The 20754-nt window shown below is 62.1% G+C and carries 24 protein-coding genes; 11 read left to right on the forward strand and 13 right to left on the reverse strand.

The annotated features are described in order from the left end of the window. The first annotated feature begins 29 nt into the window (after nucleotides 1–29). From ACR1XV_RS01830 to upp, 7 genes are all read left to right on the forward strand, one after another. Entirely contained in the window at nucleotides 30–728 is a 699-nt protein-coding gene (locus ACR1XV_RS01830; protein WP_480528571.1) for a hypothetical protein, read from the forward strand. Continuing rightward, nucleotides 697–1794 (forward strand): cupin domain-containing protein, encoded by a 1098-nt coding sequence (locus ACR1XV_RS01835; RefSeq protein ID WP_480528572.1) that lies wholly within the window; start codon nucleotides 697–699, stop codon nucleotides 1792–1794. Before ACR1XV_RS01830 ends, ACR1XV_RS01835 begins: the two co-directional genes overlap by 32 nt. 74 nt (nucleotides 1795–1868) lie before the next feature. Beyond that, on the forward strand, nucleotides 1869–2285 hold the full coding sequence (locus ACR1XV_RS01840; protein WP_480528573.1) for a cytidine deaminase: 417 nt from the start codon (nucleotides 1869–1871) through the stop codon (nucleotides 2283–2285). Continuing rightward, nucleotides 2286–3593 (forward strand): thymidine phosphorylase, encoded by a 1308-nt coding sequence (locus ACR1XV_RS01845; RefSeq protein WP_480528574.1) that lies wholly within the window; start codon nucleotides 2286–2288, stop codon nucleotides 3591–3593. Further along, entirely contained in the window at nucleotides 3590–4801 is a 1212-nt protein-coding gene (locus tag ACR1XV_RS01850; protein WP_480528575.1) for a phosphopentomutase, read from the forward strand. The genes ACR1XV_RS01845 and ACR1XV_RS01850 overlap by 4 nt, the downstream gene beginning before the upstream one ends. Then, a complete protein-coding gene (locus ACR1XV_RS01855; RefSeq protein WP_480528576.1) occupies nucleotides 4798–5784 on the forward strand; it encodes an adenosine deaminase in 987 nt (328 codons plus the stop codon). The genes ACR1XV_RS01850 and ACR1XV_RS01855 overlap by 4 nt, the downstream gene beginning before the upstream one ends. Next, nucleotides 5781–6413, forward strand: coding sequence for a uracil phosphoribosyltransferase (gene upp, locus ACR1XV_RS01860; RefSeq protein ID WP_480528577.1), 633 nt, complete (start codon nucleotides 5781–5783; stop codon nucleotides 6411–6413). The genes ACR1XV_RS01855 and upp overlap by 4 nt, the downstream gene beginning before the upstream one ends. Before the next feature lie 3 nt (nucleotides 6414–6416). On the opposite strand, the gene ACR1XV_RS01865 is transcribed toward upp, so the two are convergent. Continuing rightward, nucleotides 6417–7430, reverse strand: coding sequence for a hypothetical protein (locus ACR1XV_RS01865; RefSeq protein ID WP_480528578.1), 1014 nt, complete (start codon nucleotides 7428–7430; stop codon nucleotides 6417–6419). 410 nt (nucleotides 7431–7840) lie between these two features. On the opposite strand from ACR1XV_RS01865, the gene ACR1XV_RS01870 reads away from it, so the two are divergent. Beyond that, on the forward strand, nucleotides 7841–8536 hold the full coding sequence (locus ACR1XV_RS01870; protein ID WP_480528579.1) for a Hint domain-containing protein: 696 nt from the start codon (nucleotides 7841–7843) through the stop codon (nucleotides 8534–8536). 46 nt (nucleotides 8537–8582) lie between these two features. Here the strand turns inward: ACR1XV_RS01870 and ACR1XV_RS01875 are convergent, their stop codons facing one another. The 8 genes from ACR1XV_RS01875 to ACR1XV_RS01910 form a co-directional block, all read right to left on the reverse strand. Further along, a complete protein-coding gene (locus ACR1XV_RS01875) occupies nucleotides 8583–10784 on the reverse strand; it encodes a 3-hydroxyacyl-CoA dehydrogenase NAD-binding domain-containing protein (protein WP_480528580.1) in 2202 nt (733 codons plus the stop codon). Next, nucleotides 10777–11265, reverse strand: coding sequence for a cupin domain-containing protein (locus ACR1XV_RS01880; RefSeq protein ID WP_480528581.1), 489 nt, complete (start codon nucleotides 11263–11265; stop codon nucleotides 10777–10779). The genes ACR1XV_RS01875 and ACR1XV_RS01880 overlap by 8 nt, the downstream gene beginning before the upstream one ends. Then, nucleotides 11265–12476 (reverse strand): acetyl-CoA C-acetyltransferase, encoded by a 1212-nt coding sequence (locus tag ACR1XV_RS01885; protein WP_480528582.1) that lies wholly within the window; start codon nucleotides 12474–12476, stop codon nucleotides 11265–11267. The genes ACR1XV_RS01880 and ACR1XV_RS01885 overlap by 1 nt, the downstream gene beginning before the upstream one ends. Before the next feature lie 10 nt (nucleotides 12477–12486). Next, a complete protein-coding gene (locus ACR1XV_RS01890) occupies nucleotides 12487–13125 on the reverse strand; it encodes a glutathione S-transferase family protein (RefSeq protein ID WP_480528584.1) in 639 nt (212 codons plus the stop codon). Nucleotides 13126–13156: 31 nt separating this feature from the next. Further along, nucleotides 13157–13369 (reverse strand): hypothetical protein, encoded by a 213-nt coding sequence (locus ACR1XV_RS01895; protein WP_480528585.1) that lies wholly within the window; start codon nucleotides 13367–13369, stop codon nucleotides 13157–13159. Nucleotides 13370–13423: 54 nt separating this feature from the next. Then, complete coding sequence (locus ACR1XV_RS01900; RefSeq protein ID WP_480528587.1) at nucleotides 13424–15205, reverse strand: acyl-CoA dehydrogenase C-terminal domain-containing protein; 1782 nt, start codon at nucleotides 15203–15205, stop codon at nucleotides 13424–13426. Nucleotides 15206–15243: 38 nt separating this feature from the next. Beyond that, a complete protein-coding gene (locus ACR1XV_RS01905) occupies nucleotides 15244–15645 on the reverse strand; it encodes a MerR family transcriptional regulator (protein WP_480529280.1) in 402 nt (133 codons plus the stop codon). Nucleotides 15646–15819: 174 nt separating this feature from the next. Then, nucleotides 15820–16188: a MerR family transcriptional regulator gene (locus tag ACR1XV_RS01910; RefSeq protein ID WP_480528588.1), complete on the reverse strand. Its 369-nt coding sequence runs from the start codon at nucleotides 16186–16188 to the stop codon at nucleotides 15820–15822. A 117-nt stretch (nucleotides 16189–16305) separates the two neighbouring features. Between ACR1XV_RS01910 and ACR1XV_RS01915 the strand changes: the two genes are divergently transcribed. The 3 genes from ACR1XV_RS01915 to ACR1XV_RS01925 are packed head-to-tail and all read left to right on the forward strand — an operon-like array spanning nucleotide 16306 to nucleotide 18561. Beyond that, complete coding sequence (locus ACR1XV_RS01915; RefSeq protein WP_480528589.1) at nucleotides 16306–16725, forward strand: PaaI family thioesterase; 420 nt, start codon at nucleotides 16306–16308, stop codon at nucleotides 16723–16725. Between the two features lies 1 nt (nucleotide 16726). Continuing rightward, the gene (locus ACR1XV_RS01920) at nucleotides 16727–17242 is read left to right on the forward strand and encodes a PaaI family thioesterase (RefSeq protein WP_480528590.1); all 516 of its coding nucleotides are present in this window, start codon (nucleotides 16727–16729) and stop codon (nucleotides 17240–17242) included. 2 nt (nucleotides 17243–17244) lie between these two features. Next, nucleotides 17245–18561: an MATE family efflux transporter gene (locus ACR1XV_RS01925; protein ID WP_480528591.1), complete on the forward strand. Its 1317-nt coding sequence runs from the start codon at nucleotides 17245–17247 to the stop codon at nucleotides 18559–18561. Here ACR1XV_RS01925 and arsC read toward each other — a convergent pair. Genes arsC through ACR1XV_RS01945 form a run of 4 tightly spaced genes read right to left on the reverse strand, consistent with a single transcriptional unit; the run spans nucleotide 18558 to nucleotide 20717 of the window. After that, complete coding sequence (gene arsC, locus ACR1XV_RS01930; RefSeq protein WP_480528593.1) at nucleotides 18558–18899, reverse strand: arsenate reductase (glutaredoxin); 342 nt, start codon at nucleotides 18897–18899, stop codon at nucleotides 18558–18560. The genes ACR1XV_RS01925 and arsC overlap by 4 nt on opposite strands. Continuing rightward, nucleotides 18896–19954 (reverse strand): quinone-dependent dihydroorotate dehydrogenase, encoded by a 1059-nt coding sequence (locus ACR1XV_RS01935; RefSeq protein ID WP_480529281.1) that lies wholly within the window; start codon nucleotides 19952–19954, stop codon nucleotides 18896–18898. The genes arsC and ACR1XV_RS01935 overlap by 4 nt, the downstream gene beginning before the upstream one ends. Then, nucleotides 19951–20382, reverse strand: a complete 432-nt coding sequence (locus ACR1XV_RS01940; protein ID WP_480528594.1) for a DUF1330 domain-containing protein — start codon at nucleotides 20380–20382, stop codon at nucleotides 19951–19953. Before ACR1XV_RS01940 ends, ACR1XV_RS01935 begins: the two co-directional genes overlap by 4 nt. Further along, nucleotides 20379–20717, reverse strand: a complete 339-nt coding sequence (locus ACR1XV_RS01945; protein WP_480528595.1) for a DUF952 domain-containing protein — start codon at nucleotides 20715–20717, stop codon at nucleotides 20379–20381. The genes ACR1XV_RS01940 and ACR1XV_RS01945 overlap by 4 nt, the downstream gene beginning before the upstream one ends. Nucleotides 20718–20754 lie beyond the last annotated feature (37 nt).

A 20754-nucleotide genomic window follows, 5' to 3' on the forward strand; every position in this document is an offset into this window, starting at 1 on the left:
CGATTTCAACAAGCGGCAAGGCCCCGAGCATGAGCTATAAAGATGAATCCCAAGCAGAGCCGACCGGCCTTGCCCGATCGGCGTCGGCTGGCTGGGGCCACTCGGCCATCCGGGTGGGGCTGGCTTTGGCCGTCTTGTTCATATGTGCCGCAGCGATCTGGCCCCGGCAGGCATCGGTGTTCAATCAGGAAGGGGGGCTGATCGAGACCCTCTCGGCTGCTGCCCTGTTTGCTGCGGGGCTGGCGGCGCTTGTCCGGTATCGCGGGATTACGCGTCTTTACATTGGCCTTGTCTGCCTTCTGCTGGCCGAACGTGAGCTAGAGGCCGACATCTATGCCGAAGGCAGCCTGCCATTCACTTTGCTGAATGGTCTGGATACTGCACTGGATATGACGGTGGTCCGGATCGTCCTAGCGGTGATCGTGGTTGGGGGCGTTGTCTGGCATGGCATTCCCAACGGCTGGCGTGCGCTGAGGCAGAGGGCTCCGTTCATGCTGATCTTTCTGCTGGCGGGGACAGTTGCGGTGATTGCGCAGCTTCTTGAAGAGGTGAGCGGCCTTTTCGACGCCGGCCTCTCGGCCACGATGGCGACGCGGTTATTTGTTCTGGAAGAAACGCTCGAGATGTATTTTTCGGTTGGCATTTTGGCTGCGGTTCTGATCGGATGGCCAAAATCGAAGACCGAAGAGATGCCAAATGACCTCGACCGAAAGCCAGACACGCGCTGAGATTCGCCTTCCAACACAGGAACTGCGCGACGACATCCCGTTTTACACCAAGGTTCTGGGGATGCGGATGGATATGATCTATCCGGCCGACGACCCTCGGGTGGCGGTGTTTTCGGGGCATGGTCTGCGGCTGCGGATCGAAAAGGACGCGCCCGAGGGTGCAGGGACCTTGCGCATTTTGACCGAGGATCCGGACGGGTTTGCCGATGGTCAGCGCAGCCTTGTTGCGCCGAATGGCACGCGGGTCGAGATTGAGGAACTGAACCCGCCGATGGTGATGCCCGAGACGGTGCATTCCTATGTGGTGCGCCGCCTCAAGGATCAGGCCCCGTGGATCATCGGGCGCGCAGGGATGCATTATCGCGATCTGGTGCCGGATCGGCTGGGCGGCTCGATCATTGCCAGCCATATCCGCATCCCGGATGGCGGCCCGGTGCCGGATATGGTGCATTTTCACAAGGTCGGGTTTCAGCTGATCTTTTGCATCCATGGCTGGGTCGACGTGGTCTATGAGGATCAGGGCGACAAGATGCGCCTGACAGCCGGGGATTGCTTTATCCAACCGCCGGAAATCCGTCACCGGGTCCTGGAAGCCTCGGACAACGTGCAGGTGATCGAGATCGGAGTGCCCGCCGAGCATGTGACCGAGATCGACCATCAGATGGAATTGCCCACCCCGCATTATCGCCCGGATCGCGAATGGCAGGGGCAACGGTTTGTATACAATAAGGCCAAGGATGCCGAATGGGTGCCCTTCCGCCTGCCGGGTTACATATGTCGCGACACGACGATTGCCGAGAACACCAAGGGCGTCGCCGGGGTGCAGGTTGTGCGCCGAGGGCAGGGCGACCCGGAGTGGGCCAGCCATGACACGGATATTCACTTCACCTTTGTGATGAACGGCGAGGTGACGTTGGAGGGCGAGCGGCGCGACCCATTCCGGCTGGAACAGGGCGATGCGTTTGTAATTCCGCCGGGTATGCGGACCCGGTTGTCTGACCCTTCGGATGACATCGAACTACTTGAGGTCACGTTGCCCGGCACGTTCAACACCACGCTGGGCTAGAAGCCTGTGGATAACCGCGCCCAGGGGCTTTAAATTCCCGGGCGATTTCCTTTAGGGTGCTGTATTCTGACCAAGTGATCAAAAATCGGGAATCGCCCATGTCTCTGAAAGATGCCGCGCGCGCCGTTCGGAAAAACGCCCATGCACCTTATTCCAATTTCAAGGTCGGGGCCGCGATCCGGTCAGGATCGGGCGCTGTTTATTCCGGGTGCAATGTCGAGAACGTCGCTTATCCCGAAGGCACCTGTGCCGAGGCCGGGGCCATAGCCGCTATGGTCGCCGCAGGCGAGACCGAACTGACCGAGGTCTACGTGGTCGCCAGCAGCCCACAGCCGGTGCCGCCATGTGGCGGCTGCCGCCAGAAACTGGCCGAATTCGGCAAAGGCGATGTTGTGGTCACGATGGCAACTGTCGACGGCGTCGAAACCCGCACCACGATTGCTGATCTGCTGCCCGGTGCCTTTGGGGCAGCGCATATGGAAGGCAACTGAATGGACGCCCGCTCGATCATTGCCAAGCTGCGCCGGTCCGAGGTGCCCTCGGGCGAGGAACTGCACTGGTTCGCGCAGGGCCTTGCGGACGGAGGCGTCAGTGATGCGCAGGCGGGGGCTTTTGCCATGGCTGTCTGCATGGGCGGGCTGGGCGCGCAGGGGCGGGCTGACCTGACCCGTGCCATGCGCGACAGTGGTGAGGTGCTGCGCTGGGATCTGGACGGCCCGGTGATCGACAAGCATTCCACCGGCGGGGTCGGGGATTGCGTCAGCCTCGTTCTGGCCCCTGCGCTGGCGGAATGCGGGGCCTATGTGCCGATGATCTCGGGGCGCGGGTTGGGCCATACCGGCGGCACGCTGGACAAGCTTGAGGCTATTCCCGGCGTGACAACCCAGATCGGTCAAAGCCGTCTGACGCAGGTCCTGAAAGACACAGGCGCCGCGATCGTGGGGGCCACGGGGCAGATCGCGCCTGCGGATAAGCGGCTCTATGCGATACGCGATGTGACGGCGACGGTGGAAAGCCTCGATCTGATCACGGCGTCGATCCTGTCCAAGAAACTGGCGGCCAGTCCCGATGCGTTGGTGCTGGACGTCAAGGTGGGCAGCGGTGCGTTCATGAAAACGCTCGACGATGCGCGCAGGCTGGCGCAGGCGCTGACCGAGACGGCCAATGCGGCAGGGTGCAAGACCTCGGCGGTGATCACCGATATGAACCAACCGCTTGCCCCGGCGCTGGGCAATGCGCTGGAAGTGGCCGAGGTGATGCAGGTCATGACCAGCGGACAGGACTCGCCTCTGGCCCATATCTCTGCCGAACTGGGCGGGGTGTTGATGGCGGATGCAGGAATGTGCGCCTCGGTTGAAGAGGGCACGGCGCAGATCGCCGAAGTAATCCGTGACGGCCGCGCCGCAGAACGGTTTGGCCGGATGATGGCCGCTGTCGGCGGTCCGGTGCATTTCGTCGACACATGGGCGCGGTTCCTGCCCGAGGCCAACGTGATTCAGGAAGTACCCGCGCCACACGATGGCTATATCGCGGCCATTGATGGCGAAGCGCTGGGCCTTGCCGTGGTTGCGCTGGGCGGCGGGCGTCAGGTCGAAAGCGATGAGATTGACCCGGCGGTCGGATTGTCCGGCATCTTACGGTTGGGCGAGAAGGTCCAGAAAGGCGCACCGCTGGCCGTGGTCCATGCCGCACGCGAAGACGCAGCGCGGCAGGCGTCGCAGGCGGTGCTGAACGCCGTGACGATCAGCGATACGCCCGTGGACCAGCCGCCGCATGTGCATGAAAGGATCAGCGCATGAGCCGCGCTGTCCTTGTGGTGATGGACTCGGTCGGTATCGGCGGCGCACCGGATGCCGATCAGTTCTTCAACGGCACCGCACCGGATACCGGCGCGAACACGGTGGCCCATATCGCGCAGGCCTGCGCTGAGGGACGCGCCGAGGACGGGCGTTCGGGCCCTTTGCATTTACCCAATCTCGATGCGCTGGGATTGGGGGCTGCGGTGCGGCTGGCCTCGGGCGATGAAACACCGGGGCTGGACGCCACGCCAACGGGTCTCTGGGGCTGTGCGCGGGAATACTCGCCGGGCAAGGACACGCCCTCGGGCCATTGGGAACTGGCGGGTTTGCCAGTGCCGTGGGACTGGCACTATTTCCCAGACACCAAGCCCGCATTCCCCGATGATCTCAGCCGGGCCGCTGCCGAGGCTGCAGGAACCGACGGAATCCTCGGCGATTGTCACGCATCGGGCACTGCCATCATCGCCGACCTCGGAGCCGAGCATATGCGCACCGGCTGGCCGATCTGCTATACCTCTGCCGACAGCGTATTCCAGATTGCCGCGCATGAAGAGAGCTTTGGCCTCGACCGGCTGCTGGAGATGTGCCGAACGCTTGCGCCGCAATTGCATGAGATGAAAGTGGGGCGCGTGATTGCGCGGCCCTTCGTGGGATCGGCTGAGGATGGGTTTACCCGCACCACCAACCGCAAGGATTTCGCCATCCTGCCGCCCGCGCCGGTGCTGACGAACTGGGCGCAGGACGCTGGCCATCGCGTTCATGCGGTGGGCAAGATCGGCGACATCTTCTCGTTGCAGGGGATTGATACGCTGCGCAAAGGTTCGGATGCAGACCTGATGCGGCATCTCTCCGATCTGGTGAATGAGGCCGAAGAAGGGAGCCTGACCTTTGCCAATTTCGTCGAATTCGACAGCCTTTATGGTCACCGCCGCGATATCAGCGGCTATGCCCGCGCGCTGGAATGGTTCGACCGTGAGATCGGGGTGATCCTGCAAAAGCTGCGCCCAGGGGACCTGATGCTGTTGACCGCAGATCACGGCAATGACCCCAGTTGGACCGGGACCGATCACACGCGCGAACAGGTGCCGGTGCTGGTGGCCGGGCAGGGTGCTGGCGAGATCGGCCAGATCAATTTTGCCGATGTCGCTGCCAGTATCGCGCACCATCTGAACATCCCCGCGCAAGGACCGGGGCGGAGCTTTCTATGACCGTTGCCGACCTGCCCAAGATCGAACTGCACTTGCATCACGAAGGCGCGGCCCCGCCCGCTTTTATCCGCCAGCTGGCGCATGAAAAGAAAGTGGATCTCAGCGGGATATTCAAGCCCGATGGCTCCTACGACTTCCGCGATTTCGCTCATTTCCTCAGCGTCTATGAGGCGGCCTGCGAAGTGCTGAAGTCGCCCGAAGATTTCCGCCGCCTGACGCTGGCGATCCTCGAAGAAAGCGCGTCGAATGGCGTGGTCTACTCCGAGACCTTCCTCAGCCCCGACTTCTGCGGCGGTGGCGATCTGCATGCGTGGCGGGACTATCTGACCGCCGTTCAGGATGCTGCGGACGAGGCCGAGCGCAAGTTCGACATCACCCTGCGCGGGGTCGTGACCTGCGTGCGCCATTTCGGCCCCGAGCAGGCCAAGCGCAGCGCCTTTTGTGCCGCTGAGACGGCTGGCGACTGGATCACCGGCTTTGGCATGGGCGGCAACGAAGGCGTCCATACGCAAGGCGATTTCGCATGGGCCTTTGATTGTGCCCGCGAGGCCGGATTGCGCCTTACCACCCATGCCGGAGAATTCGGTGGGCCGGACAGTGTGCGGGATGCCATTCGTGATCTGGGGGTCGAACGGGTCGGGCACGGCGTGCGCGCCATTGAAGACCCCGATCTGATCCGCGAAGTCATCGATAGGGATGTAACGCTTGAGGTTTGTCCGGGTTCGAACGTGGTGCTGGGTCTGTTCCCCGACTTTGCCGCCCATCCGATTGCCAAGCTGCGCGATGCGGGCGTAAAGGTCACCGTCTCAACCGATGACCCGCCGTTTTTCCACACCACAATGCGCCGCGAATATGAGATGTTGGCCGCAGCCTTCGGCTGGGAGGCCGAAGACTTTGCCGAATTGAACCAGAACGCCCTGAACGCGGCATTCTGTGATGAAGACACCCGCGCGCGGGTCAAGAAAAGACTGGAGAACTCATGAGCGAACATCTGACCGTCGTCGACCACCCGCTGGTGCAGCACAAACTGACGCTCATGCGGGACAAGGGCACCTCGACCGCCGTGTTCCGGCAGCTTTTGCGTGAGATCACGCTGCTGCTGGCCTATGAGGTCACGAGCGAGATGCCGCTGACCACCCGCCACATCGAAACCCCGATGGAGGAGATGGACGCGCCCATTCTGGCGGGCAAGAAACTGGCGCTGGTGTCGATCCTGCGGGCCGGGAACGGGATGCTGGACGGGGTGCTGGAACTGATCCCCTCGGCCCGTGTGGGCTTTGTCGGGCTTTACCGCGATGAAGAGACGCTGAAACCGGTTCAGTATTACTTCAAGGCCCCCGAGGGGCTGAAGGATCGGCTGGTGATTGCCGTTGATCCGATGCTGGCCACCGGCAACAGCTCGGCCGCGGCGATTGATCTGCTGAAACAGGCGGGCGCGGTGGATATCCGGTTCCTCTGCCTGCTGGCTGCACCTGAAGGCGTGGCGCGGATGAAAGAGGCGCATCCGGATGTGCATATCGTCACGGCGGCGCTGGACCGTGAGCTGAACTCGAAGGGGTATATCATGCCCGGCCTCGGCGATGCCGGAGACCGGATGTTTGGCACCAAATAAGCACTATTGCCCGCAGATATTCTGCAGCCGAACCCAGTCGCGGTCCGGCAAGACGTGTTCGAGGGTCCGGCCCGCCATCGGGTCGGCCTCGATCAGGCCCAGAACCGTCTCGCCCGTTATGTCCTGCGCATAGGCATAGGGGGTCGAGGGCAGGGCGGCTTGCGCGAACATCGCCAGCAGGTCGCCATCGGTGATCGCAGGGCGCGGTTGGGACAGCACCTCTTCGGTATAGGCATCCACGATGTCCGGCGTCAGTTCGCCGGTGGTCAGCAGGCGGAAGGCGGCGGTGGGGCCGGTCCGGTCCAGCAGGTCATCAAGCGGATCGCGCTGCGCTGCTCGTGCCCGCGCTGCGATCACGTAACCCGCTGCGACGGCGGGGTCCTCGTGATCCTCGACCAACGCCCGGTTCAGCAGGACGGTGCCGCCCGGCAGGCTTAGGCTGTCGGGCAAACCAGCGGGCAGGATCACGATCTGCCGCACGCCCGTTCTGCGCGCCAGCCGGTCCAGCGAGTCCTGCGCATCTGTCGAGGTGCAGGCCTTGCCCGACACCCGCTCGATCCGGTGCAGGATCGTGTCGCCGATCTCTTGCCGCTTGATTTCGGGGACGACGGCGACAACATGGCGCTGCAATGCGCTGGGCAGCCACAGCAGCAGCAGGACGACAACAGCCAGGACAACGCCTGCAACGCTGAGCCAGCGCAGACGCCCGGGATGCGGGCGCGACCGATCGATGGCGCGTTGCAGCCGGTCGATGGCGTCGATCATCGTGGTCTCGGATTCCGGCAGCTCGAGCGTCTCGCCGGGGTCGCCATCGGGGTTGAAGATCGCGGGATATGCGCCGGGGTTTTGCCGTTCCAGCGCAGCAAGAGACCAATGGGTCAGCGCCCGGTCATTGAAGTCCGAGATGGTCAGCGTGGCCTCGCCAATCGACACCACAACCTCGCGCCGCTGCTCGTCGGGCGTGGCGCGCCACAGACCGGTGGCTTCGATCCGCTGGTACTGTTTGAGTGCGGTCATCGGGTAAGGCTGCTCGAATATTATTTTGCGGCAAGCTTAACATGCTGAATTCCCGTGGCGCAAACCTCTAACCGTCTGGCGGGGCGAATTTGGCGCGGGCCGCCTATCAAGGCCGGGCCGCCGGGATTCGCTGCCGGTTTTGTTAATGAATTTGATGATGATCGTTTCCGTAGCGCGCTCAAAGCTGATCTGGCGCGTGAGTTTGTTTGCGGATTGAGCGTTAAATGCGGCGAAATTGGCCCGATTTGGCCTCAAATGTGGCGAAACTAAGTCCTCGTAAGGCACAACGGTTGGACCCTTCTGTTTGTTTGAAGGTGCCAAAAGGGGGACGGCACGTGTTGGAAGTAGTGAGTGTTTCGGGGTATTCGAAACGTGAAGACAGAGGCCAAGAGGCCTTTTCGGGGAAGTCTGTGTCAGCGCGCCGCGGTGGTTTGCTGCATGGAACCAAGGTTGCAACCACCGGCGGCTGGAAGCCGGTCGAAACGCTGGTTGCGGGTGATCTGGTACGGACGCTGGATCATGGATTTCGGGAGGTGCGGCGCGTTTGCGTCGACCGCATCGTGGTGCCGGGGGACGAGCGGCGGGCCGAGCACCTGCCGGTGCTTGTCCCGTCACGCGCGGCCTACAACGGGCGGCCCGTCTGGCTGATGCCGGAACAGGGCATGGCGCTGGATCAGGGCAAGCTGGGGCTGGGGGTCGAGGGGATCTCGATCGTGCCCGCCCGGATGCTCAGCGGTGTGGGGCGTCTGCAGTCGCAGGCACCGGCGCAGACATTCGATGTAACGTCGCTGTTCTTCGATGAGGATGAGGTGGTTTTCATCGAAGGCGGGTTTCAGGCCTATTGCCCCTCGGGGCGGATGATCGGAGCGGTGGGGCGGACCAGCGTCTATGAGGTCGCCGATGCCGAGGATGCCAGCCTGCTGATCGATGCGGTTGCAATCAAGGGCGATATTTCGCCTTTTGCCAACCCGTTGGGTGCGTTGCCCGCACCTATTCCGCAGGAACCGATCTTTCCGATCCGGCCCCCGTCGGGGATACGCCGACCGGGCCGACCGGGGCGTCCGAACGCACCCGTGCTGTTTCTGCGGCCTGAATGGATGGCCTGACTTTAGGTGTACAGGCGCATGGTGTCATGCGCCTGTATCAATGTGTTTATGCGGCCCGCGCTTCGGGGTTGAACCGGCCATAGAAGCTTTGGCCTCTTTCGGCCATCTCGCGCAGCAACGGCGGGCAGGTGAAACGCTCGCCATAGGCTGCGGCCAGTTGATCGCACCGTTCGGCGGCGTAGGGTGTGCCGATGATATCGAGCCAGCTCAGCGGACCACCGGACCAAGGCGCAAAGCCCCAGCCCAGGATCGCGCCCACGTCGCCTTCGCGGATGTCTTCCAGAACACCTTCCTCCAGCGCTCGGACCGCTTCCAGAACCTGCGCGAACATCAGACGTTCCTGCACCTCGATCAGGTCGGGCTGATCTTCGGCCAGCGGATACTGGTCCTGCAGCCCCTTCCAGTATTCGACGCGCTTGCCCTTCTCGTCATAGTCGAAGAAACCGGCATTGGCCTTGCGACCCAGACGGCCCTGTTCCTCCATCCAGAAGATCAGATCGTCCGAGGGGCTTTCAGGATAGGCATTCCCCATCGCCGCCTTGGTCGCGCGCGCGATCTTGGCCCCCAGATCGATCGAGGTTTCATCCGTCAACTGGATCGGACCCACCGGGAAGCCAAGCTGACGCGCGGCGTTGTCGATCAGGATGGGGCTGACGCCCTCGGTGATCATGCGCGCACCTTCGTTGATGTAAGGAATGATGCAGCGGTTGGCGTAGAAGAAGCGCGCATCATTGACCACGATCGGCGTCTTCCGGATCTGGCGCACATAATCCAGCGCCTTGGCGACGGCGCGATCACCGGTTTCCTTGCCTTTGATGATCTCGACCAGGAACATCTTCTCGACTGGAGAGAAGAAGTGGATGCCAATGAACTGTTCAGGCCGCACGCTCGCCTTGGCCAGATCGGTGATCGGCAAGGTCGAGGTGTTCGAGGCAAAGATGCAATCCTCGGGGATGATCGCCTCGACGCGTCTGGTCATCTCAGCCTTGACGCCGGGGTCTTCGAACACGGCCTCGATGATCAGATCGCAACCTTTCAGATGCTCCAGATCGGGGGTCGCGGTGATCTGTGCCAGCAGGGCCTCTTTCTTCTCGGCCGTCGCTTTGCCGCGTTTGATGCCCTTGTCCATGTAGGTCTCGGAATAAGCCTTGCCCTTGTCGGCGGCGGCCTGATCACGGTCGATCAGAACCACCTCCATCCCGGCCTGCGCCGAAACCAAGGCGATACCGGCCCCCATCATGCCCGCGCCCAGAACACCGATCTTCTTGACCCGCTGATCAGGCACATCCTTGGGCCGCACCGCGCCTTTCTCCAACGCTTCCTTGTTCAGGAACAGCGACCGGATCATGGCGGACGAGGAGGGGTTCATCAGGACATTGGTAAACCACCGCGCCTCGATCCGCAGAGCGGTGTCGAAGTCGACCAGTGCGCCTTCGTAGATCGCGCTCAGCAGGGCCTTGGCCGCCGGGAAGGCCCCTTGGGTCTTGCCGTTCACCATCGCGCTGGCGCCTACGAAGGTCATGAATCCGGCTGGGTGGTAGGGTGCACCGCCGGGCATTTTGTAGCCCTTGGCGTCCCACGGTTTGACCAGATCGGCGTCTTTGGCGTTTAGAACCCATTCCTTCGCAGCAGCAACCGGATCATCCTCCACCGCGTCGATCAGCTGCGCGCCTTTGGCCTTCTTCGGGTCCATCATCTTGCCTTCCAGCAACACCGGAGCTGCCGCCATCGCACCCACCATACGGCTGTAACGCATGGTGCCGCCGCCGCCGGGGAAGATGCCGACCATGATCTCGGGCAGGCCGATCTTGGATTTCGGATTACTGGTCATGACCCGGTGGTGACAGGCCAGCGCGATCTCGGTTCCGATCCCCGCGCAGGTGCCGTTGATGGCGCATGCCACGGGCTTGCCGCCCTTTTGGGTCTTGGGGTCCATCCCCGCCAGTTCCAGCTTGCGCAGGATGTGGTGGCCGCCCATGACAAAGTCGAACAGCGCCTGCGCCGGTTCATCCCCTGCTTCCTGACGGATCGTCGCCAGCGTGTTCAGGTCCATGCCGCCTGCGAACGAGCCTTCTTTGCCACTGGTGATGACGATCCCCTTGATCTCATCATCGTTCAGGGCCTGATCGATCAGTTGGCTGACCTCCTGAAAGGCCTCGCGGGTCAGCACGTTCATGGATTTGCCCTGGGCGTCCCAGGTGATGAAGGCGACGCCATCTGCGTCTTTGGTCAGAGTGAAGTCAGTCATTGTCTTCTCCAATCTGGTCAGCCGTCAAAGGACTGCCATCCTTGCGGGTGAAAGCAAAACCGTCGGGGTCGAACTTCACCATCATGTCTATGTCGCTGTAATAGCCGGTCTCGGTCGGGGTTCGCGTGCCCACCACAAGGAATGTCGCGGGCGCGTCGGTTCTATTGACAAGGTGATGGCCATTGGCCTCACCAGCGGGCCACGCAGCACAATCGCCGGGCAGCATCTGGTGCTCTCCATCATCGTCGATCAGGGTGCATTCGCCGCTGAGCATGATGGCGAATTCGTCCTGCTCCATGTGGTAGTGTCGCAGCGAGGACAGGCCGTTTGGCTCCAGCCGCACGATATTGACCCCGAATTGCGTCAGACCGTTCGCGTCGCCCAAGGGTTGCACGTAACGGTCATCGCCAGCGTGCGCCAGTTTGCCGGGATAGCCGGACCCGTTTCGGAACGGGATTTTGGAAAGATCAATCTTGGGCATCAGACACGCTCGATAATCGTTGCCGCACCCATGCCGGACGCGATGCACAGCGTGGCCAGACCGGTTTCTTTGTCCTGACGCTCAAGCTCATCCAGCAGGGTGCCGATGATCATCGCGCCGGTTGCGCCCAGAGGGTGCCCCATCGCGATCGAGCCGCCGTTGACGTTTACCAGCGCCGGATCGACGTCGAACGCCTGCTGGAAGCGCAGCACGACCGAGGCGAAGGCTTCGTTCACCTCAAACAGGTCCAGATCGCTGATCTTCATGCCATTGTCGGCGAGGATCTTCTCGGTCACAGGAACCGGTCCGGTCAGCATGATGGTCGGATCGGTGCCGATCTTGGCGGTCGCCTTGATGCGCGCGCGCGGCTTCAGGCCGTATTTCTCGCCAAACTCCTTGTTGCCGATCAGAACCGCGGCGGCCCCATCCACGATGCCCGAGCTGTTGCCCGCATGGTGGATGTGATTGATCCGCTCAAGATGCGGGTATTTCAGCAGCGCCACCTTGTCGAAACCGGGCATCTGTTCGCCCATCATGGCGAAGGACGGGTTCAAAGCACCCAGAGACTGCATGTCGGTGCCGGGGCGCATGTATTCATCGCGGTCCAGGATGGTCAGCCCGTTCTGATCCTTGACCGAGATCACCGACTTTTCGAACCGGTTGTCTTCCCATGCAGCTGCCGCGCGTTTTTGCGATTCAACAGCCAAGGCATCCGCGTCATCGCGGCTGAAGCCATACTCGGTTGCGATAATATCCGCCGAGATACCCTGCGGCACAAAATAGGTCTCCATTGCCAGCGTCGGGTCCACCGCAATCGCGGCACCGTCGCTGCCCATGGCCACGCGGCCCATCATCTCGACACCACCCGCGATATAGGCTTCGCCTGCACCACCCCTGACTTGGTTTGCAGCGAGGTTCACGGCCTCCATTCCGCTTGCACAGAACCGGTTGATCGCCAGACCGGGGATCGATTGATCCAGATCGGACGCCAAAACAGCCGAGCGCGCGAGACAGCCGCCTTGCTCCATGACTTGGGTGACGTTGCCCCAGATCACATCCTCAACGGCGTGGCCTTCCAGATTATTGCGCTCTTTCATCGCGTTCAGGGTCAGGGCGGAAAGGCGCACCGAGGTCACCTCGTGCAGGCTGCCATCCTTGCGGCCCTTGCCGCGCGGCGTACGCAGGGCGTCATAGATATAGGCTTCGGTCATTGGGGTCTCCTCAAGCGCGATCCGACGGGTTGCCGGGCATCAGGTCATAGGGGTGTTTCCAGCCGGGTTGTTCGCTGAGGCGCGTCAGCCAGGCGTCGATATTGGGCCAGTCGGCGCGATCAAAGCCGAATGGCTCGGGGTAATACAGGTATCCGCAACAACTGATATCTGCGTTGGTCACGCCGTCGCCCACGATCCAGTCGCGGCCCTCAAGGTGCGCGTTCAGCGTTTGGTAGGCAGCCTTCAAGCGGCCCTGGTTGAAGGCGATAACATCGGGGTTGCGGTGCTGCTCGGGCAGGAAGTTGACCAGAAACCGGGTCAGGCCCGCGACCGAGCTGAGCTTGTGGTTATCCCACAGGACCCATCTGAAAATCTCATAATTCTCATCCCGATCTTTGCCGCCGAACTTTCCGGATTTCTCGGTTACATAGGCCTGGATCGCGCCGGATTGGCTGGTGCGGAAATCGCCGTCGATCATGACGGGAGCCTCACCCATCTCGTTCACTTCGCTGCGGTATTCCGGCGTGCGTGTTGCACCGTTAAAGAAATCGACAAAGACCGGTTCCCAGTCCAACCCCGACATCTCAAGCGCCAGCGCTGCCTTGTAGCTGTTTCCGCTTTCTCCGAAGCAATGCAGTTTGATGGTCATGTGCGCGCCCCTCCCAAGGCGTATTGTGCGTTTAGCGCTTTCTGGCTTCCAACTCGGAATTGAAGATGCGGAGCCTGTGCGTCAGGTTGTCATGATCAATCACGCTGTTGAAGTTTTCGAAGAGAAACGACAGCGCCTCGCCTTCGTCCAACCCTGCCTCGCGGGCAAACCCGCGGAGTTTGCGATATCCGTCCTCGGTCATGGCAACCGGAAAACGGCGGGTCATGCGAAAGCGTTTGGGCATCGTGTCTCCTCTGGGGCAGGCCCGGGCCGTCTGGCCCGAACCCAGACTTTGAGATCAGAAGTTCGCCGCGTCCAGTGCCATTACCGTGTCCGCGCCGGTCTGGATGCGGGCCAGATGCAAGGCGGTCGCGGGCAGGCGACGGGCCATGTAGAAGCGCCCGGTGTTGATCTTGGTCTCGTAGAACTCTTTGTCCGAGGCACCGCCGTCCAGCGCGTCTTGTGCGGCCTTGGCCATCTGCGCCCACATCAGGCCCAAACAAACGTGACCGAACATGTGCATGAAGTCATAGGAACCCGACAGCGCGTTGTTGGGGTTCTTCATGCCTTCCTGCATGAAGTACATGCCCGCGGCCTGCAGATCTTTCGACGCGGCTTTCAGTGGTTCGATAAAGGCCTTGTCATAGCTCTCATCCTTGCCGCCGTTCTCTTTGCAGAAGGTTTTGACCATCTCGAAGAACGCCATGACGTGCTTGCCGCCATCCTGTGCCAGTTTGCGGCCGACGAGGTCCAGCGCCTGAACGCCGTTTGCGCCCTCATAGATCATCGCGATCCGGGCGTCGCGGGTGTATTGCGACATGCCCCATTCTTCGATGTAGCCATGGCCGCCATAAACCTGCTGCGCCTGAACGGTCATGTCATAGCCTTGATCGGTCAGGAACCCCTTGATCACCGGCGTCAGCAGCGAGATCAGACCGTCCGCATCCGCGTCACCCGACCGGTGCGCCTTGTCGAGCATGGTCGCGCCCCACAGGATGAACGCGCGCCCGCCTTCGGTAAAGCTTTTCTGATCCATCAGGTTACGGCGGATATCCGGATGTACGATCAGCGGATCGGCCGGGCCGTCCGGGTTCTTTACGCCGGTCACATCGCGGCCCTGCAGCCGGTCCTTGGCGTATTCCAGGGCGTTCTGGAACGCAGCCTCGGCCTGAGACAAGCCCTGCATGCCCACACCCAGACGCGCTTCGTTCATCATGGTGAACATGGCGCGCATGCCCTTGTGTTCCTCGCCCAGCAGCCAGCCGGTCGCCTCGTCATAGTTCATGACGCAGGTCGAATTGCCGTGGATGCCCATCTTTTCTTCGATCTTGCCGACCGACACGCCGTTGCGTTCGCCCAAGGAGCCGTCTTCGTTCACGATGAACTTCGGAACGATGAACAGCGACACGCCCTTGATGCCCTCCGGTCCGCCGGGGATTTTCGCCAGCACCAGGTGGATGATGTTGTCGGCCATGTCGTGGTCACCGGACGAGATGAAAATCTTCTGACCGGTGATCTTGTAGCTGCCGTCGCCCTGCGGTTCCGCTTTGGTGCGCATCAGGCCCAGATCGGTGCCGCAATGGGGTTCCGTCAGGTTCATGGTGCCGGTCCATTCGCAGCTGACCATGTTGGGCAGATAGGTGTTCTTCTGCGCGTCGGTGCCATGCGCCAGAATCGCCGAGGCCGCGCCGTGGGTCAGGCCCTGATACATCACAAATGCCTGGTTCGCGCCCGAGAACATCTCGCCCACGGCAGTCCCGATGACATAGGGCATGTTCTGGCCGCCATATTCCTCGGGCATGTCCAGACCGGGCCAGCCGCCTTCCTTCATCTGCTCGAACGCGTCCTTGAAGCCCGTGGGGGTATACACCACACCATTTTCCAACCGGCAGCCCTCGGTGTCGCCCACCACGTTCAGGGGATGCAGCACGTTGGTGGCCACCTTGCCGGCCTCTTCCAGAACGGCGCCTGTGAAGTCGGCATCAAGCTCATTGTAGCCCGGAATGTCGGACTCCGAGACCTTCAGAACGTCGTGCAAAATGAACTGAGTATCTTTGGTTGGCGCGGTGTAGACGGGCATGTGAAGCTCCCTTAATTCATATGTCCGAAAGGTCAGGCTTATTCAGCCGCCTTCTTTTCCTGTTTCATCGAGGCGATAACCTTCTCGCCCCAGCGCAACTGCTCTTTCAACTCGTCGATGGCCTGCGTCAGTTCCTCGCGGCGCGACTCCATGTCGGCCAGACGTTCGCAGGCGATCTCATAGGTGCGCGACATCTGCGTCACCTGCTGGTCGCCCACATGATACAGGTCCAGCAGCTGGCGGATTTCTTCCAGGCTGAAGCCAAAGCGCTTGCCGCGCAGGATCAGCTTCAGGCGCGCGCGGTCGCGTTTGGTAAACAACCGTTTCTGACCCTCGCGGATCGGAAACAAAAGCTCTTTGGCCTCGTAAAACCGCAGGGTGCGGGGCGTGACGTCATAGGTCTCGCACATTTCACGTATGGTCATCAGGTCTTCGGTCATGTCGTAAACTCTCATCACTGGCGTCATGAGCACTGAGTTGCGCAGTCGATGAACGTTTTACAACACACAAGTGACGTTTACGTAATCCGGACGCTGCGTCACAACTAGGTTGACGTAACATCCGGTCGCGTAAGGGGCGATTTCAGGTAATTTTCTTGCCGTAGGGGCAGGTGGCTATTTCAGAAGTTCAACCGTCTGGTCGCGCAACTGCTGCAGCGCATCCATCGCCTCGTCCAGTTGGGTCCGCTGCTGGCGCAGCTCTTCCATTTGGCGGTCGGCCATCTCGATGAAGGTCGCCATCTGCGCCTGGTTGCCCTGATCTTCATAGATCAGCAGCCACTGGCGAATCTCTTCCAGTGGGAAACCGAACTTGCGGCCACGCAGGATCAGCTTCATTCGGGCGCATTCGCGTGGGCCATAATACCGGGCCCGGCCTTCGCGGTCAGGCTGCAGCAATTCAATGTATTCGTAATAGCGCAGGGTGCGTGGAGTCACGTCGAACTCGGCGCACATTTCTTTGAATGACAAACGGGTGTCGGACATTCGGGGTCTCCTTGGCTGCAACCTATGGTGTCGCTGCGGCAAGCGCAACAGGCAGGCTTGCCCTTGATGCAGAGGCAGGCCCATAAAGGGGCAGATAGAAGGACAGGACCCAACCCCATGGTCGACAAGACAGTATTAGCGCGGCAATTCATCGAGGCGATACCGCACGCCAGAGCCTTGGGGCTAGACCTGACCCATATCGGAGAGGGCGAGGCCGAAATCTCGATGCCCTACAACGAACAGCTTATTGGTGATCCTCGCACCGGGGTGATCCATGGTGGCGCGGTGTCGGCAATGCTGGACACCTGTTGCGGTGCTGCGGTGATGAGCCATCCATCCGCCCCGGGCGGCACGGCCACCATCGATCTGCGCATCGACTATATGCGCGCCGCAACGCCGGGGCAGAGCATCCGCACCCGCGCCACCTGCTATCACATCACCCGCAACGTGGCTTTCGTACGCGCAACCGCAACGGATGATGACAGCGAGCGCCCGGTCGCCACCGCCTCGGGCGCGTTCACCGTGGAGGGCAGCTGACATGGCGCGCGCCCGTCCCGAACCCATGCAGGTGGTCAAGCACCGTCGCGACGCCGCCCTGACGGCGCTGGTCGAAGGCGTGCCCTATATCCGGTTTCTGAACATTACCTTTGATCGGCGGGGGGATGAGCTGACCGGTGTTTTGAATTTCGATGAAAAGCTGATCGGCAATCCGTTTCTGCCCGCCATCCACGGGGGCGTGACAGCGGCCTTTCTCGAAGTCACCGCCGTCATCACTCTGAGCTGGGAGCATATGTTCCCAAGGATCGAAAGCGGTGAGATCGATGCCGAGGACATTCTGACCGACGAAAACATCCGCTTTCCCAAGACCATCGATTTCACCGTCGACTACCTGCGCTCGGGCCTGCCGCGTGATGCCTATGCGCGGGCGTTCATCAACCGGTCTGGACGGCGCTATGCTTCGGTCCGGGTCGAGGCGTGGCAGGACAATCACGCCAAGCTGTTTGCGCAGGGTACGGGTCATTTCCTGATGCCGCAGCCTTCGACACAGGCCTAAGCGTGGAGGACGCCAACGCGCCCATCACCCATCGGCGCGTGCTGAAAATCGCGCTACCGATTGTGCTGTCGAATGCGACCGTCCCGATCCTTGGGGCGGTGGATACCGGCGTCGTGGGCCAGATGGGGCAGGCGGCCCCCATCGGTGCGGTCGGCATGGGCGCGGTGATCCTGTCGACGATCTATTGGATTTTCGGCTTCCTGCGCATGGGCACCACGGGGCTGGCCGCGCAGGCGCGCGGGGCGGGCGATACGGCCGAGACCGGAGCGCTGCTGATGCGTGGCCTGTTGCTGGGCGGCACGGCGGGGCTGTTCTTTATCGCCGCTCAGGTCTGGGTTTTCCTCGGGGCCTTTGCCCTGTCCCCGGCCAGCGCCGAGGTCGAGGGACTGACCCGCGCGTATCTTGAAATCCGTATCTGGGGGGCGCCTGCCACCATCGCCCTTTACGCGGTGACCGGCTGGCTGATCGCTGTCGAGCGCACGCGGGGTGTGTTCATCCTGCAGGTCTGGATGAACGGGCTGAATATCGTGCTGGATTTATGGTTCGTGCTGGGCCTCGGCTGGGGGGTCGAGGGCGTTGCCATCGCGACCCTGATTGCAGAATGGACCGGCCTGGCGCTGGGCCTCTGGCTTTGTGGCGACGCATTCGGCGGCAAACAGTGGCGGGACTGGCCGCGCATTTTCGACGCCAACCGCCTGCGCCGGATGATGCAGGTGAATGGCGACATCATGGTGCGTTCGGTCCTGCTGACGGGTGCGTTCACGACGTTTCTGTTCGTGGGCTCGGATTTAGGAGACGTGAATCTGGCCGCAAACCAGGTGCTGCTGCAATTCCTCGAGATCACCGCCTTTGCGTTGGACGGCTTCGCCTTCTCGGCTGAGGCGCTGGTCGGCGGCGCGGTCGGCGCGCGTGATCGGCTGAAGGTCCGGCGTGCCTCGGTTATGGCCTCGCAATGGGGCGTGGGCGGGGCGGTAGCGCTGGGACTGCTGTTCTATCTGGCCGGGCCTGCGCTGATCGACCTGATGTCGACCTCGCCCGAGGTGCGAAGCGCTGCGCGGGACTATCTGTTCTGGGCTGCGCTTGCCCCGGTGATCGGGGTGGCCAGTTGGATGTTCGACGGCATCTATATCGGGGCCACCTGGACCCGCGCCATGCGCAACGCGATGATCCAGTCGGTTGCGATCTACGTGGTGGCGCTGTTCGTGCTGGTCCCCACGATGGGCAATCACGGGCTCTGGGCTGCGCTGATGGTGTTGAACATCGCGCGCGGCGTCACGCTGGGCTGGAGGTACCCGAGGTTGGAGGCGCAGATCGCCTAAAGCAGGTCCAGCAGGTTCTCGGGCGGTCGGCCAATGGCGGCTTTGTCACCCGCAATGGCCACAGGGCGTTCAATCAGGATCGGATGCGCGGCCATCGCCTGAATCAGCGTCTCGTCCGGCGAGGTTTTGGTCAGACCCAGTTCCTTGAACACCTTCTCGCCCGTGCGCATCAGGCTGATCGCCGGGATACCCAGTTTGGCCAGAACCGCCCTGATTTCATCCGCCGAAGGCGCATCATCAAGATATTTGCGCACCTCCGGTTGCGCGCCGTTGTCCTGCAACAACGCCAGCCCGGCGCGAGATTTGGAGCAGCGGGGGTTATGCCAGTATTCGATCACAGCCAGTCCTCTCGTTTGCTGCCGACCGCCTGCGCAACCGACGAGAACCCGTCGCGTACCAGCAGCGCGTCCAGCCCCTTGGCGATATCCGCGGCCAGAGACAGCCCGCCATAGACCATCGCCGTGTATATTTGCACGGCCGAGGCCCCGGCGCAGATCTTGGCATAGGCCTGTTCGGCAGTCCCCACACCGCCGACGCCGATCAGGGGAACCTCTCGGCCCGTCAATTGGCTGAGCTGTGCCAGAACGCGGGTCGATTTCTCGAACAGGGGCGCGCCGGAGAGCCCCCCGGCCTGATCCTTCTGAGCGCTGCGCAGGCCGTCGCGCGACAGGGTGGTGTTGGTGGCAATCACCGCGTCCACGCCGGTTTCGCGGGCGACATCGGCGATGTCCTGCAACTCGGCCTCGGTCAGATCCGGCGCGATCTTCAGGAAGACCGGGATCGGGCGAGGCAGCGCATTGCGGGTCTCGATGACATTGCTCAGCAGGGCGTTCAGCGCGGCCTTGCCTTGCAGTTCACGCAGCTTTTCCGTGTTGGGCGAAGACACGTTGACCACGGCAAAATCCAGATGGGCGGCGCAATGGTTCAGCACCTTGACGAAATCCCCGGGCCGATCGTGGCTGTCCTTGTTGGCCCCCAGATTCAATCCGATCACCGCATCCTTGGGGCGTCGCGCCAGCCGCTGGCCGACGACCTCCATGCCGTCATTGTTGAACCCAAAGCGGTTGATGGCGGCGCCGTCCTCGGTCAGGCGGAACAGGCGCGGTTTGGGGTTGCCGGGTTGGGCGCGCGGCGTGACGGCACCAACCTCGATGAACCCGAACCCGGCGCGGGACAGCGCGCCCAACGCCTCGGCATTCTTGTCGAACCCCGCGGCGAGCCCCACCGGGTTGGGCAGGTCCAGCCCGGCGATACTGGTCCGCAGCCGTTCAGACGTGACCAGACCGGCTGTCGGCGCAAGGCCATGCGACAGCGCTTTGATCGATAGTGTGTGCGCGGTTTCGGGACCAAAGCGGTGCAGGGCGACAAGCCCAACCTTCTCGACCAGTTTCAGCAAAACGAGCTTCCCTTTTCTTGTGGCGCGCACCGGATCAGGCGCGAGGTTTCGACGGCGGCCTGCCGATGTATCACAGCCGCGCGATAGAGGGGATCGGTCACCATTTCCAGAAACGCATGAGCGGTGGGATAGCGGGCGATGAACACCGCATCCCATGCCTCGTCCTGCGGACCGATAAGAGTGGTCTGGAAGCTGCCCCGCCACAGGATAGAGGCCTTGAGGCGGACAAGGATTGGCGCCGTTTCCGCGCCGTAATTGCGATAGGCCTGCGCTCCGGTCAGCCCGGCATCTGCCAGAGCGTGATCCGCCGGATAAAGCGCCGTGGTTCGGAACTTGACCAGGTTCAGCATCTCGATCGGATCGTCTCGATTCAGGTCCTTGAAGGCCTCGAACTGCGCACGATCCGGGTCGACGAAGCGTGTCATTCCATCTCCTGCGGGAATTGATGGGTTTGGCCGTCAAAGGGCAGGTCGCGGGCCCAGACGACATCGGACATGCGAATCTGGCGATAGAGATGCGGGAATAATGCGCCCCCGCGCGAGACCTCCCATTTCAGATCGTCCCCCATCGCGTCCGCGTCACAGGCCAGCAGGGTCAGGCCTTGGGCCCCGGCAAAATGCTTGGCAGCGGTTTCCGCCGCCTGTTCGGCGGTCGAAAAGTGGACATAGCCATCGGACACATCGATGGGTGCACCATCCGACGCCCCGCGCGACTGCAGGGTCGCCCATTCGTCGGCGCGAAAAATCTTGTAAATCAGCATGGCGTTCTGATGCCCCGCGCGGCGGTTAGAATCAAGC

It is taken from the genome of Ruegeria sp. AD2(2025) (genome assembly GCF_056542385.1).

What these genes read in the sequence shown, in the direction of transcription:
- ACR1XV_RS01830 (WP_480528571.1), top strand. Translation starts at nt 30, where the DNA reads ATGAGCTATAAAGATGAATCCCAAGCAGAGCCGACCGGCCTTGCCCGA.
- ACR1XV_RS01835 (WP_480528572.1), top strand. Translation starts at nt 697, where the DNA reads ATGACCTCGACCGAAAGCCAGACACGCGCTGAGATTCGCCTTCCAACA.
- ACR1XV_RS01845 (WP_480528574.1), top strand. Translation starts at nt 2,286, where the DNA reads ATGGACGCCCGCTCGATCATTGCCAAGCTGCGCCGGTCCGAGGTGCCC.
- ACR1XV_RS01850 (WP_480528575.1), top strand. Translation starts at nt 3,590, where the DNA reads ATGAGCCGCGCTGTCCTTGTGGTGATGGACTCGGTCGGTATCGGCGGC.
- ACR1XV_RS01855 (WP_480528576.1), top strand. Translation starts at nt 4,798, where the DNA reads ATGACCGTTGCCGACCTGCCCAAGATCGAACTGCACTTGCATCACGAA.
- upp (WP_480528577.1), top strand. Translation starts at nt 5,781, where the DNA reads ATGAGCGAACATCTGACCGTCGTCGACCACCCGCTGGTGCAGCACAAA.
- ACR1XV_RS01865 (WP_480528578.1), bottom strand. Translation starts at nt 7,430, where the DNA reads ATGACCGCACTCAAACAGTACCAGCGGATCGAAGCCACCGGTCTGTGG.
- ACR1XV_RS01875 (WP_480528580.1), bottom strand. Translation starts at nt 10,784, where the DNA reads ATGACTGACTTCACTCTGACCAAAGACGCAGATGGCGTCGCCTTCATC.
- ACR1XV_RS01880 (WP_480528581.1), bottom strand. Translation starts at nt 11,265, where the DNA reads ATGCCCAAGATTGATCTTTCCAAAATCCCGTTCCGAAACGGGTCCGGC.
- ACR1XV_RS01885 (WP_480528582.1), bottom strand. Translation starts at nt 12,476, where the DNA reads ATGACCGAAGCCTATATCTATGACGCCCTGCGTACGCCGCGCGGCAAG.
- ACR1XV_RS01890 (WP_480528584.1), bottom strand. Translation starts at nt 13,125, where the DNA reads ATGACCATCAAACTGCATTGCTTCGGAGAAAGCGGAAACAGCTACAAG.
- ACR1XV_RS01895 (WP_480528585.1), bottom strand. Translation starts at nt 13,369, where the DNA reads ATGCCCAAACGCTTTCGCATGACCCGCCGTTTTCCGGTTGCCATGACC.
- ACR1XV_RS01900 (WP_480528587.1), bottom strand. Translation starts at nt 15,205, where the DNA reads ATGCCCGTCTACACCGCGCCAACCAAAGATACTCAGTTCATTTTGCAC.
- ACR1XV_RS01905 (WP_480529280.1), bottom strand. Translation starts at nt 15,645, where the DNA reads ATGACCGAAGACCTGATGACCATACGTGAAATGTGCGAGACCTATGAC.
- ACR1XV_RS01910 (WP_480528588.1), bottom strand. Translation starts at nt 16,188, where the DNA reads ATGTCCGACACCCGTTTGTCATTCAAAGAAATGTGCGCCGAGTTCGAC.
- ACR1XV_RS01915 (WP_480528589.1), top strand. Translation starts at nt 16,306, where the DNA reads ATGGTCGACAAGACAGTATTAGCGCGGCAATTCATCGAGGCGATACCG.
- ACR1XV_RS01920 (WP_480528590.1), top strand. Translation starts at nt 16,727, where the DNA reads ATGGCGCGCGCCCGTCCCGAACCCATGCAGGTGGTCAAGCACCGTCGC.
- ACR1XV_RS01940 (WP_480528594.1), bottom strand. Translation starts at nt 20,382, where the DNA reads ATGACACGCTTCGTCGACCCGGATCGTGCGCAGTTCGAGGCCTTCAAG.
- ACR1XV_RS01945 (WP_480528595.1), bottom strand. Translation starts at nt 20,717, where the DNA reads ATGCTGATTTACAAGATTTTTCGCGCCGACGAATGGGCGACCCTGCAG.